Here is a 14,768-nt window from a genome sequence, read left to right as displayed (position 1 = left end):
TTTCTCTCCATGGGCTGATGGACGCGATTACTGCGGCGGTTGCCACGGTTCACCCGTGAGATAGGCTCGCAGCAGTGCCCGCTGACAGGGCGACATCGACCGCACCACCGGCATGAACAGCGTGGTGCCTTTGTAGGCATCCGAGGTCCGGGCGAGGATCGGGTTCTTCGCGCCCATGATCGCGTCGGGCTGGTTCAGCGGGATGTAGCGAGACATGGCCGGGAATGCCAGGTAGTGAAAGCGCAGGACGTTCGGATACATCAGTTGCCAGGTGATGGTGGTGCCTCTGGGGATGCCGAAGTCGGTCTGGGCGTATTTGCGGAAGTTGGTGAAATACGTGCCGCTTTCCTGACCGTTGACGGTGTAGGTCAGGGCGACGAAACCGGCGAAGGGAGCTGCTGCGGGTTTTACGTTGACGGAGAAAGTGACGGCCAATTGACCGGGGCTCACCGTCAACGCCGGGGGGAAATAAAGGAAGTCGCAGTACCGCTGTTGCGTGTAATACGGTCCCGAGGGCGCGGCGGTGAGATCGATTTCAGTTGTCCTGGTCACCGCAGCACCCAGATACCGGACCTGCAGCGTAATCGACAGGCCCTGTGGGTAGTCCTCGGTATAGACACTGCGTTGATCGGCATAGATCCGATAGACGGACTCTGTTGCCTGCAACGTAGTCCCGGCGACCGTGCCGGGGGCGTTGATGGCCAGCGCTGAGGATCTGACCGCAGACTGCTGAGTTGTATTGAGAGGCACATCGACAATGCCGCCATACACGTAATAGTCGAACAGGGGACTGCTGGTCGGATCGAGTGTAGTCAGGGTGGTATCGCCGGCTGCCAGAGTGACAGGGCCGTAATTCCCGTTAGGTCCGATAGGGCTGGTGATGTCATCCCTGACGACTCTGAACGTCTCTTTCGGAATGATGTTGACCATGTCGACGCTCAGCATTTGCGCGTTGCTCAGGTCGGCGTAGCCGGTGCCGCCGGTGTCCTGATTGACAATCTGACGGCCCGCCTGACAGTTCAGCGGCTCATTGGCGAACGCCGGAGCCAATGTACCGATGACCCGGCCAATGCTCGGGTTCGGGGTGTCTCTGCCGGCGGCATAATCGGCTTGCAACTGGGGCGTGGTCATCGTCGGGCACATTTCGAACATCACGAAGCGCAGGACGATACCGGTGGCACCCGGTGCCTGGATGATCGATCGCAAGCCGCTGCTGTTTTGGTTCCAGCTGACAATACTGCTCAGGGGAAAGGTCAGCTGGAAGGTGCCACTGATACGGCAAGAACCGGGTGAATCCATCTCACTCGGCAGTGGCTGCAGCACCCGCATGCCGAGATCCAGACTGCTGCAAACCGTATTGGCGCGAATCAGCAATTGGATGTTGTTACTGCCACCGATTTGCAGACCACCGACAAATATCTGGGTGGTGGTGGTCGAGGTGGGGTCGAGATCCACCATCATCGGGCCCGATACCGGCCCTTGTCCGGTCACCGGGTCCACAGAACCCAGCAGATAGACCGGCTGGCCCACCATATCCCCGGTGGTACTGACGCTGCCGGGGCTGCCCTGGGAACTGATCAGCGCGTTTTGCATGTCGACGACATGCTGCCCGTAATGATTCCAGCCGCCGGCGGTGTAGTAGTCGCCCGTGGGCGCATTGATCATGTTGTTCAACTGATCGTCGGTGTAAGACTGGGCCCCCGCTGCGAGGGTCGAGGTGGTCAGGTCGAAGATCGGCCAGTTGTCATCGCCGTTATAAGGAATGGTGGGTGAATTGTTCGGCAGGCTGACATCCGTGCGGATACCACCCCAGAAATTCAGTCGCGGGCCATTGAGGATGCTCATGATTTATTTCCCGTCCTTGATGGTTTTGCCGAGTGGCGAATTGGCGAATTTGAACAGATAGGAGTAATCGGACTTGTAAGGACTCTTGACCGGTGTCGCCATGGAGTGACAGTTCATGCAGCTGCTGTTGGGCTGGATGTAGCTTTCCATGGTCACGTTGGCCGAGAGTGCCGGCGTCGGCTGACCCAGCGGGTTGCCGGGGTTGTCGGGCATCAGCGGGCGTTGGGTGGTGATGAGCTGGTAGTACTTCAACACGCTTTTTTGCAGCCCCGGGTCGGCCTGGTAACTGGCGTTGATCTGGTTGGTGATGTCGGCGATCGGGGTGACCCGGTTCAGCGGATTCGGGGTCTGGAACGTGGTGCCGGGTTTGGGCACGCAGACCTGATGCGGGCCCTGAGTCTGCCAGTCGCACGGCGACTGGTTGAGCGTCGCGGCGGGCGCAGCGGCGTTGAAGTAAGAATAGGCCGTGCCAGACGCGGGCTGATCGACCCACTGACCGTTCACCTGCACCTTCGGCGGTACGTTGTCGACTTGCTCGAAGGTCGACCAGATCCACTGCGGATAACCGTTCGCCTTGGTGATGATGTGCAGACCCACCAGCCCCAGAAACGCCTCGCTGACCCCGATCTTCTCGCCTTGGTCATTGAACCTGGCCACTCGCGCGATCATGGTCAGGTATCGGCGGGCGTTGTCACGAGGCGTGAGAATGCGCCAGCTCGATTTGATCTCGATGACGCCCCAGGGAAATTGGATGTTGTTGGCTTTGGAGACGACGTCGGCGTTATAGAAGTTGTTGCCCACGATGTAGTTGTACGAAGTCTCGTTGGCCGAGATGTCGTAGTAGGTCGGGTTCTTGGCCTGATCGATCAACCAGCCGCCGACCGCCTGATCGACGGCGTTCACCTGAGCGCTGTTTTTCAACGAGGCGATGTTGATGATGTTGAAGCTTTTTGCGATTTGCGGGGAATTCCACGGCCCCGGATTGCGGGCGTTCGGCAGAAAGATTTCACCAACGGTCTTGTAGGTCTGCCAGACGGTGTAGCCGGCCGCACCGGGCTGTTTGGTGCAGTCGGGATTGCCGCGCTGCCCGTTCTTTGCCGGCCAGCTCAAGGCGATGAACATCTGCCAGCTGTACTGATCGAATTGATCCTGTCCAGCCGTAGCGGCCGGTGCAGTACTGGGCGGCTGGCAGTTCAACTGGCTGGCCTGCGTCGATGTCATGGCTTGTTCCCTGGCCAGCACCGGCAGGCTGGCCAGACCCAGCAATATCACGGAATAACGGAATGTGGTTTTCATGGCGATCCTTCGTCGTTGATCACGGTTTACGCTGCATGAGTTTGTTCCACTGCGCTTTGTGGCCATTGCTCTGCGATTCCGGTGGCTCGAACAACTGGCAGGGCGGCGGGTTCGACGGGCACATGGCGGCGACCTGCGCCCAGGTTTTTGCCGGGTCCGGTTTGGCGATGTGAAAGTCGGTGTAGTTCTGGCTGACGATCGGCGCGTTGGCGACGCTGCTATCGCCGGAAAAGAAGAACGATTGCGGCGGCCGGTAGGGCGGTTGTCCCGACATTTTTTTGTAGAAGGCATAGCCGAACAGGATCGGACCTTGCGGCGAATCGAGATCCAGGGCGTAAGCCTGCACGCTGCCGTTGAGGTTTTTACTGCGCTCGGCGCTGTAAGGAAGGTGTTCGATGAAGTCCTGCCGTGGCGGATGATTCATCGGGGAAAACATGCAGCAGGCCGGCATGTCTTTCGGGCGGTCTTGCGGGTAGGTCAGGAAGTACGCCTTGTTGCCCAGGGACACGAACGAGCAGGTGTAGTTGTTGTTCTTGATCGGGAAGATCGGCAAACAGTATTTCTCGTAGTGCTCCATCATCGCGCCGAAGCCGTCGCCATCCGGCGGGATGTACGTTGTGTCGTAGTAGCTGGTTCCGCGAGAGACGGTGTAGTCCGCAGGCGTCAGGGTCGAAGGTGGGTTGCTGTAGGGCGGCGGGTTCTTTTCGTAGTTGTGCATCACCCGGTACATGGTCCAGTTGCTGATCCAGAACGCCGGGAAGAACGGATCGGAGGGCTCGCCGGGAAGACGCGTGGCGATGCAGTTGCCGTTCTGCTCATTACACCCTTCGGTGTTGTGCACCCCCATGGTGAAGTACACGGCGCCGGTGTCCTGGGCAAATACAGGCGGACTGAACAGCAGGATCAGCAGCAACAGACGATTCAAGAGGCTGACTTTCATGGGTCACTCCTTGGCAAAGCGCACGGCGGGAGCGAACTCCCGCAGTGGCTCATCTTTCCTGATTGAGCAGCGTGGGTCAGAGGTTGTCGTAATCACTCATATGGAGTGGCATGGGCGGGAAGTTGCGCTTGACCAGTTTCTGCGCCCACAACTCCAGCACCGCGCGCCGGCTTTGCGACAGGTCGCGGGTGATGGGCATCGCGAGGGTGCTTTCTTCCTGGTACTCCTTGCTGATCAGCCGGATCAACTGATCGACAGCGCCTTCCACCCGCGTGCGGGAGTTGAGTGGCATGAACTTGTTCATGATCGGGTACAGGTAGTAGAAGGTCTTGAGTACCCTTGGGTAGATGAAGTCATCCCAGATCGCTTCCGGCGCATTCTTGTCCTTGTAGATGTCGTTCCAGTAATTGACGAAGTCCTGTTGCAACTGCATGTCCAGAGGCAGGACACGTAGTGGGGTGAGGAAGTCGATCTGAGCCTTGTTGAGCGCGAAGCTGAACGGGATGACCGGGTCGCTGGTGCCTTCCTTGACGATGAAGCGCAGCGTAGGGAAACCCGGAGCCAGAGCCTTGAAACTCACTTGGGCGATGCCGTTGGCGTCGGTGGTGGTGGCGACGTAGGAGTATTCCACCGTCTGATCGTTATCCAGCGTTCCGCTGACGTAGACGCCAGCGTCGAATTCCAGGCAAGGGGTCAGGGGGACCGTGATCGGTTTGCTCGGTCCATTCATGAATGACTGATAACTGACCGGAACGCCCACCGGTTTGTCTTTGGTTTCCAGATTGACCAGTCGACGACCGCTGCCGGTGGCCAGGTAGTTCGCTACAGGCGCCGCGCCCTTGAACTGTGGCAGGTGGGCGGTGTTTTTGTTGCGGTCTGCGTTGTCGTAGAACAGCGTGAAGTCGGGGTTGTTTCTGAACGTCAGGTAGTAGTCGCTGGTGGTCACGTTGTAAGGGTTGCCGTATTCCACCACCCAGAGCGTGGTGTTGGCGGCCGGTTGACCATTTTTCTGCACCATGATGTTCAGCGTCTTGCGATCGTTCACGTCGACGAAGGTGCCGCTTTCTACCACCTCGGCGGTCCAGACTTGCTGAACGGCGGCCTTCACGGATCCTGTCGAGTTCTGTTGCTGCAACTCCAGCGGACCGGATTGCAAGGTGGCCGTTTGCGTGGCGTTGAGAGGGATATCCAGCAGGCCCGAGCGCTTGTCGAATGCCGACTGTCGGTACTGATCGAAACCAATGTCGACCACCGGCACGAAATTCCCGTTCTGCGATACGCCCAGCTTATAGTCGCCGGCCTGGAACTTCTCGGCAGTCAGGACATCGGCGTTCTTGTCCAGCGGATAGAACGGAAACGTGTTGGCCAGATCCAGCGACAGCGTGTTGTTGGTGATCTGCGCCGATGTCACACCCAGATTGGTGCTTGTCGGCTGAGACATGCCGGGGCGAGTGACCATGATCTTCTGGTCGGTGACCAGACGTGGGCCGGCGGGCGCCGTGGGGTATTCGTGGTCAAACCACAGACCCAGGGTCGCTACGGTACGGTTGTAGGCGGGGTTGAAGAAAATATCGGAAACGTTGTCCAGCCCCTTTTGATACATCGCTGTCATACGGGCCAGCGCCGATGGGTCATTGTTGCGGGTGTTGATGTACGGGAAGTCGTTGAACACACCGTTCCTGTCGTAACAGGTGAGGTACGTGGCGAACCTGAACATCAGGCCCTGAGCGTTTTGAGCCTCCATCTGTTGCTGGAGATTGCTCAGCAGGACGGAATCGCCGATGACCCATTCCAGATTGTCCCGGGGAAAACAGGTCTGCCAGGTGGTGGTGACATACGCCAGACCGCCAAAGTCACCGGCCCAATTGAACGTCAGGAAGCGGTCGAGCATCCGGTATTGACGGTTCAGGGTCAGGCCACAGGTGGCATCCCCCAGCTGCAGCTTGTCGAAGTACAGCGCCGTGAAGGTGTTCTGCCACGGGCTGATATCGACGAAGCGGGCGGCCGTCGGGCTCTGACTGCCAAAGGGATTGCCGAGCAGCTGGAAGTCCCTGCCGACCAGCGCGTCCTGAGCAATGTAGGTGTTGGCCTGCAACTCGCCGCCAATAATGGTCGAGCGGGTACTCTGGTAACTCACCGTCCCGCAGGCGTTGTCGCCAAACAGGTCCCATTCGGCGGGTATGAACGGGAAGGTGTTTGGGCTTCCGTTGGTCGGAACCTGCTGCACATAGGGCGGCAGATCATTCTGCTGCACGGGTGAAATGATCCAGGGCATCAGGGTGGTGGGCGCGTTCTCCTGCGAGATGTCGTAGTAGCTGGTAAACGGCCAGTTGATATCCATCTTCACCGCGTCATAGAGCGGCAGCACATCGTTGTTGTTGGCCGTCGGCGGGTTCCAGAACATATGGCCGTTGAGGTAGATGCGGGGGAAGTTCAATACGCTCATGTCATGCTCCTTAGCGTTGCCACTGGGCGCGTTTCAGCGACCAGACAAAGTCCAGTTTTTTGTAGCCTGCGAAGTCGGAGGCCGGCAGCGGAGTGGTTGGGTAGACGATGCCGCCACCTTGCTTGAGGGCGAAATTGAAGTAGCCCTTGTCGTTCGAGTAGGCGGCGGTGCCATGGCAGGCCAGGCAGGACGAGGTGTTCTGGAACGCCGACTCCAGTTGTGAGTTGGCCAGCACCTGGGTGACGGGCTGGTACTCGACCCCGATCAGTTCGTACTTCGACAGCGTCGGGTTGCTGGCCTGGAAGCTGACGTTCACCGGTTTGGCGGCCGGGGTCGGCCCGGTGGTGTTGGTCATCGGCGTCGGTGTCGGCGCGTTGGTCACGGTGTATTTGCTGTTGTTGATGTTTTCGAAGGTGGTCCAGACCCAGTTGTCATCCAGTTTGTTGACCACGTGCAGCCCGCTCAACGCCGCATAACCGACCTGATAGGTGCCGTCGTCCTTCTGGAAGTAGGCCTGGCCAATGTAGTAACCGTCGTTGACCAGGGTTTGCCGATAGGTCGTGTCCGAACCGATCCAGAGCCACGCCGCCTTCAACTCCCACGAGGTGGCCGGGAAGTCCAGGTTATCCGGCAGCGCGGCCTGACCGTTCATGTTGTAGACCTGACGCTGCACGATGTAATCGAAGGTGTCCTGACCCATCAGCAGTTGAAAACGCACCGGGTTGCCTTTCTGAGACGCGGGTACGGCACCGCCCATGTGCAACGCCAGACCATCGACCTGTTGGGTGGCATTGATGTTGTGGAAGGTCCGGTTCAGGTCCATCCCCAGCGTTCGGGCCTGTGTTATCACCTCGGTCGGAGGCGGTACGGGACTGGCGTAGGCGCCGGGCGCAGCGCCATCGGGCAGGTAAACCTGGTCCGAAGGCTTCATGGTTTCCCACACCCGGTTGCTGGCCTGGGTGGGGCTGAATTGGTTCAGACAGACGAACCAGTTCCAGGCCATGGTCTCGGGGTTCTTTTCGAATGCTGCTTTGGTCGTGGGGATGTCATTCCCAAACTTCAGGAACTGGCTGCAATCGAAAGAGGTGGTGTCCTGTGCCTGAGCCAAACCGGCCAGTGCACTGAGAACAGTTATAGAAATGGCTCGCCGCATGGAAGCTCCTTGGCATTGGCCGAGTGGGTGTATGAGTGCCCCAGAAAATGCTGAAGGAGCAGTTGTTTCACTGCCGTTGCCGCCAGGGTTTGCGGCAATGGCAGATCGCAATTGGTGATGAGCAGCGGGCCGGTTTCCTCGCGCTCGGGCAGGCGACCGTGACTGCCACGGACCAGTCCGGTGTCCAGTGGAATCAGGTCCATGTAGTAGCGAAAGCCGAGTTTCTTCTGCAGCAGGCGCCGCGCGACTCTCAATGTCGGGAAACGAATGGCCGGGTCGATGAACAGTTCCAGCGGGTCGTAGCCCGGCTTGCGATGGATATCCACGGTGCGGGCAAAGTCGGGCGCCTTGCGATCATCGAACCAGTAGTAGTAATCGAACCAGTAACCCGCTGCGGCCACGGCCACCAGCTCGCCGCTGCGCGGGTGATCCAGCTGAAACGCCCGCTGTTCGGCCTTGTCCAGCACCTGCTCGATGCCGGGGTGGCGTTGCAACAGCGCTTTGACCCGGGGAATATCCTGGGCCCGTTTCACGTAGACATGCGCGATCTGATGATCGGCCACGGCAAACGCCGCACTGGCGCCGGGGTCGAGCAATTCCCAGGTCAGCGACTGGCGTACCTCCAGCAAACCTTCAGAGCGCAACAGGCGGTTGATCGAAACCGATTGATTGACCGCTTCGATCCCGTATTCCGACAGCAGCATCACCGCCGCGCCCTGTTCCTCGGCGAAGGTCAGTAGACGACCGACTTCCTGGTCGATGGCCCGAACCTCGTCGGCAATCGACGGATGATCGGGCCCGACACGCTGAAGGCTGTAATCGAGGTGCGGCAGGTAGATCAATTGCAGGTCGGGCTGATCAATCTGAAATTCGGCGATGGCGCAATCGACGATCCAGCGGCTCGACGCAATGCCCGCCGCCGGCCCCCAGAAACCCGGAAAGGGAAACTCGCCAATCTGCTGCTCGATACGCTCGTGCAACGAAGCCGGTGACGAATACAGACCGAACATCTTGCGGCCATCGGCCGGGTAGTGAGGGCGCGGGGTGATAGCGGCATCCACGTCCGCGTACATGTTGAACCACCAGAACAACTGGCTGCAGCGAAACCCTGGCAACTCGCGCTTGAGCGTCTTCCAGACCTTTTCACCCTGGATCAGCGCGTTGGGTTGCAGCCAGAAACGCACTTCGGCCTGATCGCGAAAATACCAGCCATTGCCGACGATGCCGTGTTCGGACGGCGGACGCCCGGTAAGGATCGAAGCCTGCACCGACGACGTGACGGCCGGAAAAACCGGTTGCAGGCTGGCCATTTTGGCGGTTTTCAGCAGGGCATTGATGTGCGGCGTCGCGTCACCCAGCAGCGATGGCGTCAGCCCGACCACATTGATCAGCAGCAGCGGTTGACGTGCATGATCAGAGCGCATCGGCGTACGCCTCCTGCGCTTGTGGTTGCAGCAATTGCCGTTGCCGCAACTGGTCCTCGACCCATTTCAGCTCTGCGGCAATTCCTTGAAGCTGGGCGGACTCTGTCGTCGGCCGCAGTTGCGCGGGCAGGACGCCCCAACTGTAGGTCTCAACTTCCAGCACCGGCCTGAAATCCTCATGGCTGGCGAGAAAATCGAAGGTCTGCGACAGGGCGATCTGGCTGCCGCTCAGTTCGGGCAACAACAGCTGTTCGCTGAACAACGGGATATGGAAATGAATCCTCAGCTCGGGGTATCGCTGCGGGTGTTTGGCGCATTCGACGAGGGCCGCGGGCAGATCCGCCCAGGCCTGCAGCTGACCCAGTGCATCGCGCGCCTTCACTTGATGCAGGTAGGTGGTTTCGCAGAAGTCGCTCAAGGTCTTGAGGACCTGTTCGCGGCGCTTGTCGTCATTGCAAGGCAAACGACAGATCAAGGCGTTGGACAGCTGGATCTTGCCGATGGGCACCCGAGCCTGACGCAGCTTTTCCAGCGACTGATAGCAGTCTTCGAACATCACCGCCTGATGGCAGACATCAAAACACAGCGCCAGATAGGCATGGTTCGGGTCCGTGGTTTGCCAGCGACGGAAGAAGGCGATGGCCTGGTCAGTGGTTTCCAGCACGCAGTCCGGTTCCATTTCCAGACAGAACACAATCTTCTTGCCGGTTTCACGATGCAGCTGGGCCAGTGAAGCCGTGAGTTCGCGCAGTTGATACTCGGCCCGTTGTTGCAGCGTCGGATTCCAGGTGGCGGCATAGCCCAGCGGCACGCTGGAAATCACGCCCTGATGACAATCCGGCGGCAAGGCCTGCGCGAGGATGTGCGCCAGATTGAGGCTGTACGCCAGGCGTTTCGGCTCGGCCCAGCTCGGCAGGTAGACCTCGGCTTTCACTGCACGGTCATGAAACTGACCGTAGGGAAACCCGTTCAGCGATGTCAGCCGTAGCCCGCTGTGTTGCAGCAGGCTGAGGAACGCCGAACGCGCCGACTTCTGTTGCAGCTTGGACTCGGCGAGGGCACTGATCCACAGCCCGCTGTCCTGCGCCGGCAGCCCGCGCAGGGTCCGCACGCCCTGAAAGTGCTGCTCGATCGAAGACTGCAACCCGGCCAGATCGCGGGTCGGGTGCACATTGCTGCAATAGCCGATCTGCCCGGGCGTCCAGCCCATGCCGGCATTCATTTGATCACCGGTTCCTGGCCCCGCAGGGCGGAGTTTTCCTGCCACTGCCGGCGCTGATCGATGGGCAACGGGGTGCTGATCAGGGTTTTGTCCAGTTGACCGCTCTGGGCGAAAAAATCCACCGGGTTGTGGAACAGTACCTGCTCGACCTGCGCCTCGCTGAAGCCGGCGGCCAACATCGCCTGACCGGTTTTCGGCACTTTGAGCGGGTCGCTGATGCCCCAGTCGGCGGCGCTGTTGACCACCATTTTTTCGGTGCCGTACTGCTGGAGCAGGGCGACCATGCGCTGTTCCGACATTTTGGTATTGGGGTAGATCGAGTGACCGCGCCAGCAGTCGCTGTCCAGCACCAGCGGCAGAGTCAGTTCGTTGAGGTGGTCGATGATCACCAGGTTCTCATTGATCCCCACTTCGCGAATCACCGCCAGGGTGCGTTTGGTGCCGCCGATCTTGTCGCGGTGCGGCGTATGCACCAGCACCGGCAAGTTGAACTGTCTGGCCAGTTCCAGTTGCGCGGCGAGAAAGCGGTCTTCCTCGGGCGTGATGTCGTCGTAGCCGATTTCGCCGACCGCGACGACGCCGTCCTTCACCAGATACCGCGGCAGAATCTCCAGCACCTCGTTGGCCACCGACAAGTCATTGGCCTCCTTGGGGTTGAGGCCGATGGTGCAGAAGTGATGGATGCCGAACATGCTGGCGCGAAAGCGCTCCCAGCCCAACAGGGTGTCGAAGTAATCGATGAAACTGCCGACACTGGTCCGGGCCTGGCCCTGCCAGAAGGCCGGTTCGATCACTCCGGTGATGCCGGCCGCGGCCATGTTCTGGTAGTCGTCGGTGGTGCGGCTGACCATATGAATATGCGGATCAAAGTACTTGGGCATGGTGAATCCTCGTCAAGGGAAAGGAATCGTTGGGCATCAGTTCAGATGGCTGCGCCATTCCGGCGGCAAGCGTTGCTGTTGGTTCAGGTCGGCCAGTCGCTGGTGTTGCGCCTGGCTGAGCTGGTCGAAGGCAATCGCCAGGGGTAATCCGGCGGACACGGTTCGATCAGCGGCGAGCTGTTCTTCCAGCAGGTCGAGGGCCAATTGATTGAGGGTGACGCTGCGTCGCTGCGGCAGACCGATCAGGCGTCGGACATCGAGCCCCATGCCCAGCGCCTTCAGCACCAGTTGGTGGAAAGCCCGTTCCGGGTAGTGACGCGACGGGTAGGGCGTGTCGAGGGCGAGCGCGGCAAACACCTGGCTGTTGCTGGTACGTCCGGCCTGCAACGCCAGTTCGACGCACACCCCGTGGCTGTCGAGCCAGTCGAAGGCTTTGAGGGTGGCGATCTTTTCCTGATCGTCGCCCCAGAGAAAAAGCTGGCGCAGCAGGGACAATTGTCCGCCCTCAGAGGACAGTTCAAGGACCTGCGCCAGCAACAACGCGCGAGCCAGTTGGATCAGGCTCCAGTGGTTGTCGGGCAGTGCACGGTCACGCAGATGACGCTTGCACTGGCCGCTCAAGAGCGCCGCAGTATTGGCGTCCGGCTGCCGGGCCAGTTGCGCCTGTGCCTGACGCCACCAGTGCAGCTCGGTGTCATCGAGTTGCCGGGTCAAGACCTGAAGGTGTTCGGCGAGGCAATCGTGGCGCATGCCGAGGGCCGCCGTTGGCGGCGCAGTGACGTCCATGTTCATGTCGGTTTGATCCAGCGCTGAAAGTGTGGGAGCAGGAAAAACACCAGGACACACAGCAGGCTGCCCAACGGCTGGTTGGCCACGGCCATCACCAACGCATCGAACAGAGGCAGCGCTGCCAGGCCGGCGCCGATAAAAGCGCGGACCTTTCGATGCTGCGGGTTGGCCAAGTTTCGCCAGTAGTGCCAGCCCAGCCAGCCGAGCCAGAGCAGCAGCACCGGCCAGAACCACAGGTTGTCGGAGTAGATCGCCAACGCGAGCGGGCTCAGCATCAGTATCAGGGGCAAGCGACTGAGCAACTCATTGTTGTGCTCATTGCGGGCCAGATAGGTCAGCCCGCTGATGTAGACACCCAGCAAGATCGCACAGAGCCAGATCGGCTCCGGCGGCACCGCCAGACTGGCCGCCGCCGTGAGGTACAGCGCCGAGCGGCAGGCGCCCATCAACCAGACGCTGTGGGCGTATTTTTTGTGCAGCACGTTGTAGCCGATGATGCAGCCCACCAACAGAGTGACGCTGGCCAGCAACCAATGCGGCTGATCGATCAATTGGCTCAGGCCCAGCACCGAGGCGGCCGCCAGTGTCAGCAACAACACGGTGGCGAGACGCACTTGCTGGCGGCTGACCAGACCCAGGGTGATGGGCCGGGGATTGTGGTGTTGCTGGTCCCAGTCGGCGTCCAGCAGATCGTTGAGCAACATGCCGGCCAGATACAGCAGCGAGAGGGTGAACAGCAGCAGAATCCACACCAGCCACGAGGGCGGCGCCAGGGCACCGGCGCTGCTGGCCAACAGGGCGGCGGCCAGGGTGTTGGTCCACACCGTGGGCAGGTTGGAGACACGGCCAAGCGTCATCCAGGTTTTGAGGCTTTGCGGGGTCTGGCTCATTTCGCAAAGCCCTCGCTCAGGTCGAGAGCCGGAGCGTTGCGGGCGGACAACTTCTGCAGCGCCTGTTCCATTTGCGCGTCGTCGATTTCATGCAGGTCCACCGACTGGCCGATTCCGCTGAGCATCGGGATCGAGAGCTGTCCGCCGAGGTGTTGGCGGAATTCCTCCAGCCCGAGCAACACCGGTGAGCGACCTTGCGCATCTTTGAGGGTCAGTTCCGGCGGGCACAGGTTGAAACCGAGTTTGGTCAACAGACTCATCACCCGCTCACTGTCGACATCGCTCAACAGCCCGAGGGCATTGGCGTAGAGCCCGTCGAGGGCCATGCCCACCGCGACCGCTTCGCCATGGCGCAACCGGTGATGGCTGAGGTTTTCCAGTTTGTGCGCGGCCCAGTGCCCGTAATCCAGAGGCCGCCCGTTGCCGCGCTCGAAGGGATCGCCGGCGCCGGTGATGTGCGCCAGGTGCAGTTCGGCGCAGCGGCGAATCGCATAACGGCTGGCCGGGTGATCGAAGCGGGCGAGGGCGTCGGCCTGTTGCTCCATCCATTCGAAGAACGCCTGGTCCTTGATCAGCGCGACCTTCACCGCCTCGGCCAGCCCGGCGATCTGGTCGCGACGGGTCAGGCTGGTCAGCAACTGGAAGTCATTGATCACGGCCGTGGCAGGGTAGAAGGCCCCGAGCAGATTTTTCTGGCCGAAGGCATTGATGCCGTTTTTCACCCCGATGCCGGCGTCGTTCTGGGCCAGCACGGTGCTTGGTACGCGGATCAGCCGGATGCCACGGTGGAAGGTGGCGCAGGCGTAGCCCACGGAATCCAGTACCGCACCGCCGCCAAGGGCCAGGACATAACAATGCCGGTCCAGTCCATGTTTCAGCATGTCGGTGTAGAGCTGTTGCAACACCTGTGAATCCTTGCTCAGCTCACCGGCTGGAACGGCAATCGGCGGCGCCTGCAAATGCAGGTCCGCGGCATGGGCGGCAAAGTAACTATCGATCTGTTCCAGCAGTTGCGGAGCGCTTTTCAGCAGTTGTTCATCGGCGAACACCATCACCGTCACCCGGCCGTTTTGCCGGGCGGTGAGTTGTTGATGCAGACAAGGGTTGAGCGGATCGAACAGGTGATCGGTGAACACCACCGGGTAGTCGTAACTGACCTCGAAACGCCCGCGCAGTGCTTGCTCGGCGCCGCGTTTGCGCAAGGTCTTGAACAGGCTGTAGCCGGCGATGAAAAGCCCCGGCAACACCATGCTGGCGAGGATGGTCACCAGCAGCGCGTTCTCTTCGACGAGGAACGTGCCGATGGCGCTGTAGGCCAGTGCCAGACCGGCGTTGGCCAGGGTAGTCACCAGCAGAAACGCCCGTAGCGGATAGCGTTGCATGCCGGCGGCCACCACAGAGGTTTCAGCCAATACCGGCACGCCGCGCAGGCAGATCAACGACAGCGTACCCAGCCGATACGCCAGTTGCCCAGGCTTGCGCTGATGCAGACCGAGGCGGCTGGACAGCATACGGAAATAACCGGCCCCCAATGCATAACCCAACCCGGCACCCAGACACAGGCCAATGAAAATCACCAGATAACCGCCGACACTGCCCAGCATGGCCACGGCCAGTAGCGCGACCACGCTGGAAGGCACGGGCAGCACAACGTCCAGCGCCAACAGGGCGATCAGCAAAAGCGCCAGGTTGAGTTGCTGGGTGGGGGAAGACGGAAGGTACAGGTCGAGATGAGTGAGGAAGTCCTGGATCTGCTGTTCGAACAACACGAAGCTGGCGATCACAAGACCCGCAAAGCAAAACAGTGACAGCCAAAAATGTTCGGCTGGCGCCTTTTTCGAGAGCGCACGATACCAACGGCTGTGCTTCATCAAGCATCCCT

Annotated in this window: 11 protein-coding genes; all 11 read right to left on the bottom strand. The window is 60.3% G+C overall.

Annotated features, from left to right (window positions below):
• Positions 1 to 27 precede the first annotated feature (27 nt).
• Positions 28 to 1,845 (bottom strand): hypothetical protein, encoded by a 1,818-nt coding sequence (locus tag IF199_RS15805; protein WP_192558046.1) that lies wholly within the window; start codon positions 1,843 to 1,845, stop codon positions 28 to 30.
• A gap of 3 nt (positions 1,846 to 1,848) precedes the next feature.
• Entirely contained in the window at positions 1,849 to 3,141 is a 1,293-nt protein-coding gene (locus tag IF199_RS15800; RefSeq protein ID WP_192558045.1) for a hypothetical protein, read from the bottom strand.
• Positions 3,142 to 3,160: 19 nt separating this feature from the next.
• Positions 3,161 to 4,081, bottom strand: coding sequence for a hypothetical protein (locus IF199_RS15795; protein ID WP_096821436.1), 921 nt, complete (start codon positions 4,079 to 4,081; stop codon positions 3,161 to 3,163).
• 76 nt (positions 4,082 to 4,157) lie between these two features.
• On the bottom strand, positions 4,158 to 6,527 hold the full coding sequence (locus IF199_RS15790) for a hypothetical protein (RefSeq protein WP_192558044.1): 2,370 nt from the start codon (positions 6,525 to 6,527) through the stop codon (positions 4,158 to 4,160).
• 10 nt (positions 6,528 to 6,537) lie between these two features.
• Positions 6,538 to 7,680, bottom strand: a complete 1,143-nt coding sequence (locus IF199_RS15785; RefSeq protein WP_192558043.1) for a hypothetical protein — start codon at positions 7,678 to 7,680, stop codon at positions 6,538 to 6,540.
• A complete protein-coding gene (locus tag IF199_RS15780; RefSeq protein ID WP_192558042.1) occupies positions 7,659 to 9,104 on the bottom strand; it encodes an alkaline phosphatase family protein in 1,446 nt (481 codons plus the stop codon). Before IF199_RS15780 ends, IF199_RS15785 begins: the two co-directional genes overlap by 22 nt.
• Positions 9,094 to 10,326: a metabolite traffic protein EboE gene (gene eboE, locus IF199_RS15775; RefSeq protein WP_192558041.1), complete on the bottom strand. Its 1,233-nt coding sequence runs from the start codon at positions 10,324 to 10,326 to the stop codon at positions 9,094 to 9,096. Before eboE ends, IF199_RS15780 begins: the two co-directional genes overlap by 11 nt.
• On the bottom strand, positions 10,323 to 11,207 hold the full coding sequence (locus tag IF199_RS15770) for a TatD family hydrolase (RefSeq protein WP_096821431.1): 885 nt from the start codon (positions 11,205 to 11,207) through the stop codon (positions 10,323 to 10,325). Before IF199_RS15770 ends, eboE begins: the two co-directional genes overlap by 4 nt.
• Positions 11,208 to 11,243: 36 nt before the next feature.
• Positions 11,244 to 11,999, bottom strand: coding sequence for an EboA domain-containing protein (locus IF199_RS15765; RefSeq protein WP_192558040.1), 756 nt, complete (start codon positions 11,997 to 11,999; stop codon positions 11,244 to 11,246).
• Positions 11,996 to 12,886 carry a UbiA family prenyltransferase gene (locus IF199_RS15760; protein ID WP_192558039.1) on the bottom strand — a complete coding sequence of 297 codons (891 nt, stop codon included), beginning with the start codon at positions 12,884 to 12,886 and terminating at the stop codon, positions 11,996 to 11,998. The genes IF199_RS15765 and IF199_RS15760 overlap by 4 nt, the downstream gene beginning before the upstream one ends.
• Positions 12,883 to 14,757 carry a 3-dehydroquinate synthase gene (locus IF199_RS15755; protein ID WP_192558038.1) on the bottom strand — a complete coding sequence of 625 codons (1,875 nt, stop codon included), beginning with the start codon at positions 14,755 to 14,757 and terminating at the stop codon, positions 12,883 to 12,885. Before IF199_RS15755 ends, IF199_RS15760 begins: the two co-directional genes overlap by 4 nt.
• Positions 14,758 to 14,768: the final 11 nt, after the last annotated feature.

This window comes from Pseudomonas allokribbensis (assembly GCF_014863605.1).
GTDB classification, from domain to species: Bacteria; Pseudomonadota; Gammaproteobacteria; order Pseudomonadales; family Pseudomonadaceae; genus Aquipseudomonas; species Aquipseudomonas allokribbensis.
Note: the sequence above shows the minus strand (reverse complement) of the source record. Positions and strands in the feature narration are given on the sequence as shown.

Bases quoted from the DNA above. Each gene is read 5' to 3' on its own strand.
- IF199_RS15805 (WP_192558046.1), bottom strand. From the start codon at position 1,845: ATGAGCATCCTCAATGGCCCGCGACTGAATTTCTGGGGTGGTATCCGC.
- IF199_RS15800 (WP_192558045.1), bottom strand. From the start codon at position 3,141: ATGAAAACCACATTCCGTTATTCCGTGATATTGCTGGGTCTGGCCAGC.
- IF199_RS15795 (WP_096821436.1), bottom strand. From the start codon at position 4,081: ATGAAAGTCAGCCTCTTGAATCGTCTGTTGCTGCTGATCCTGCTGTTC.
- IF199_RS15790 (WP_192558044.1), bottom strand. From the start codon at position 6,527: ATGAGCGTATTGAACTTCCCCCGCATCTACCTCAACGGCCATATGTTC.
- IF199_RS15785 (WP_192558043.1), bottom strand. From the start codon at position 7,680: ATGCGGCGAGCCATTTCTATAACTGTTCTCAGTGCACTGGCCGGTTTG.
- IF199_RS15780 (WP_192558042.1), bottom strand. From the start codon at position 9,104: ATGCGCTCTGATCATGCACGTCAACCGCTGCTGCTGATCAATGTGGTC.
- eboE (WP_192558041.1), bottom strand. From the start codon at position 10,326: ATGAATGCCGGCATGGGCTGGACGCCCGGGCAGATCGGCTATTGCAGC.
- IF199_RS15770 (WP_096821431.1), bottom strand. From the start codon at position 11,207: ATGCCCAAGTACTTTGATCCGCATATTCATATGGTCAGCCGCACCACC.
- IF199_RS15765 (WP_192558040.1), bottom strand. From the start codon at position 11,999: ATGAACATGGACGTCACTGCGCCGCCAACGGCGGCCCTCGGCATGCGC.
- IF199_RS15760 (WP_192558039.1), bottom strand. From the start codon at position 12,886: ATGAGCCAGACCCCGCAAAGCCTCAAAACCTGGATGACGCTTGGCCGT.
- IF199_RS15755 (WP_192558038.1), bottom strand. From the start codon at position 14,757: ATGAAGCACAGCCGTTGGTATCGTGCGCTCTCGAAAAAGGCGCCAGCC.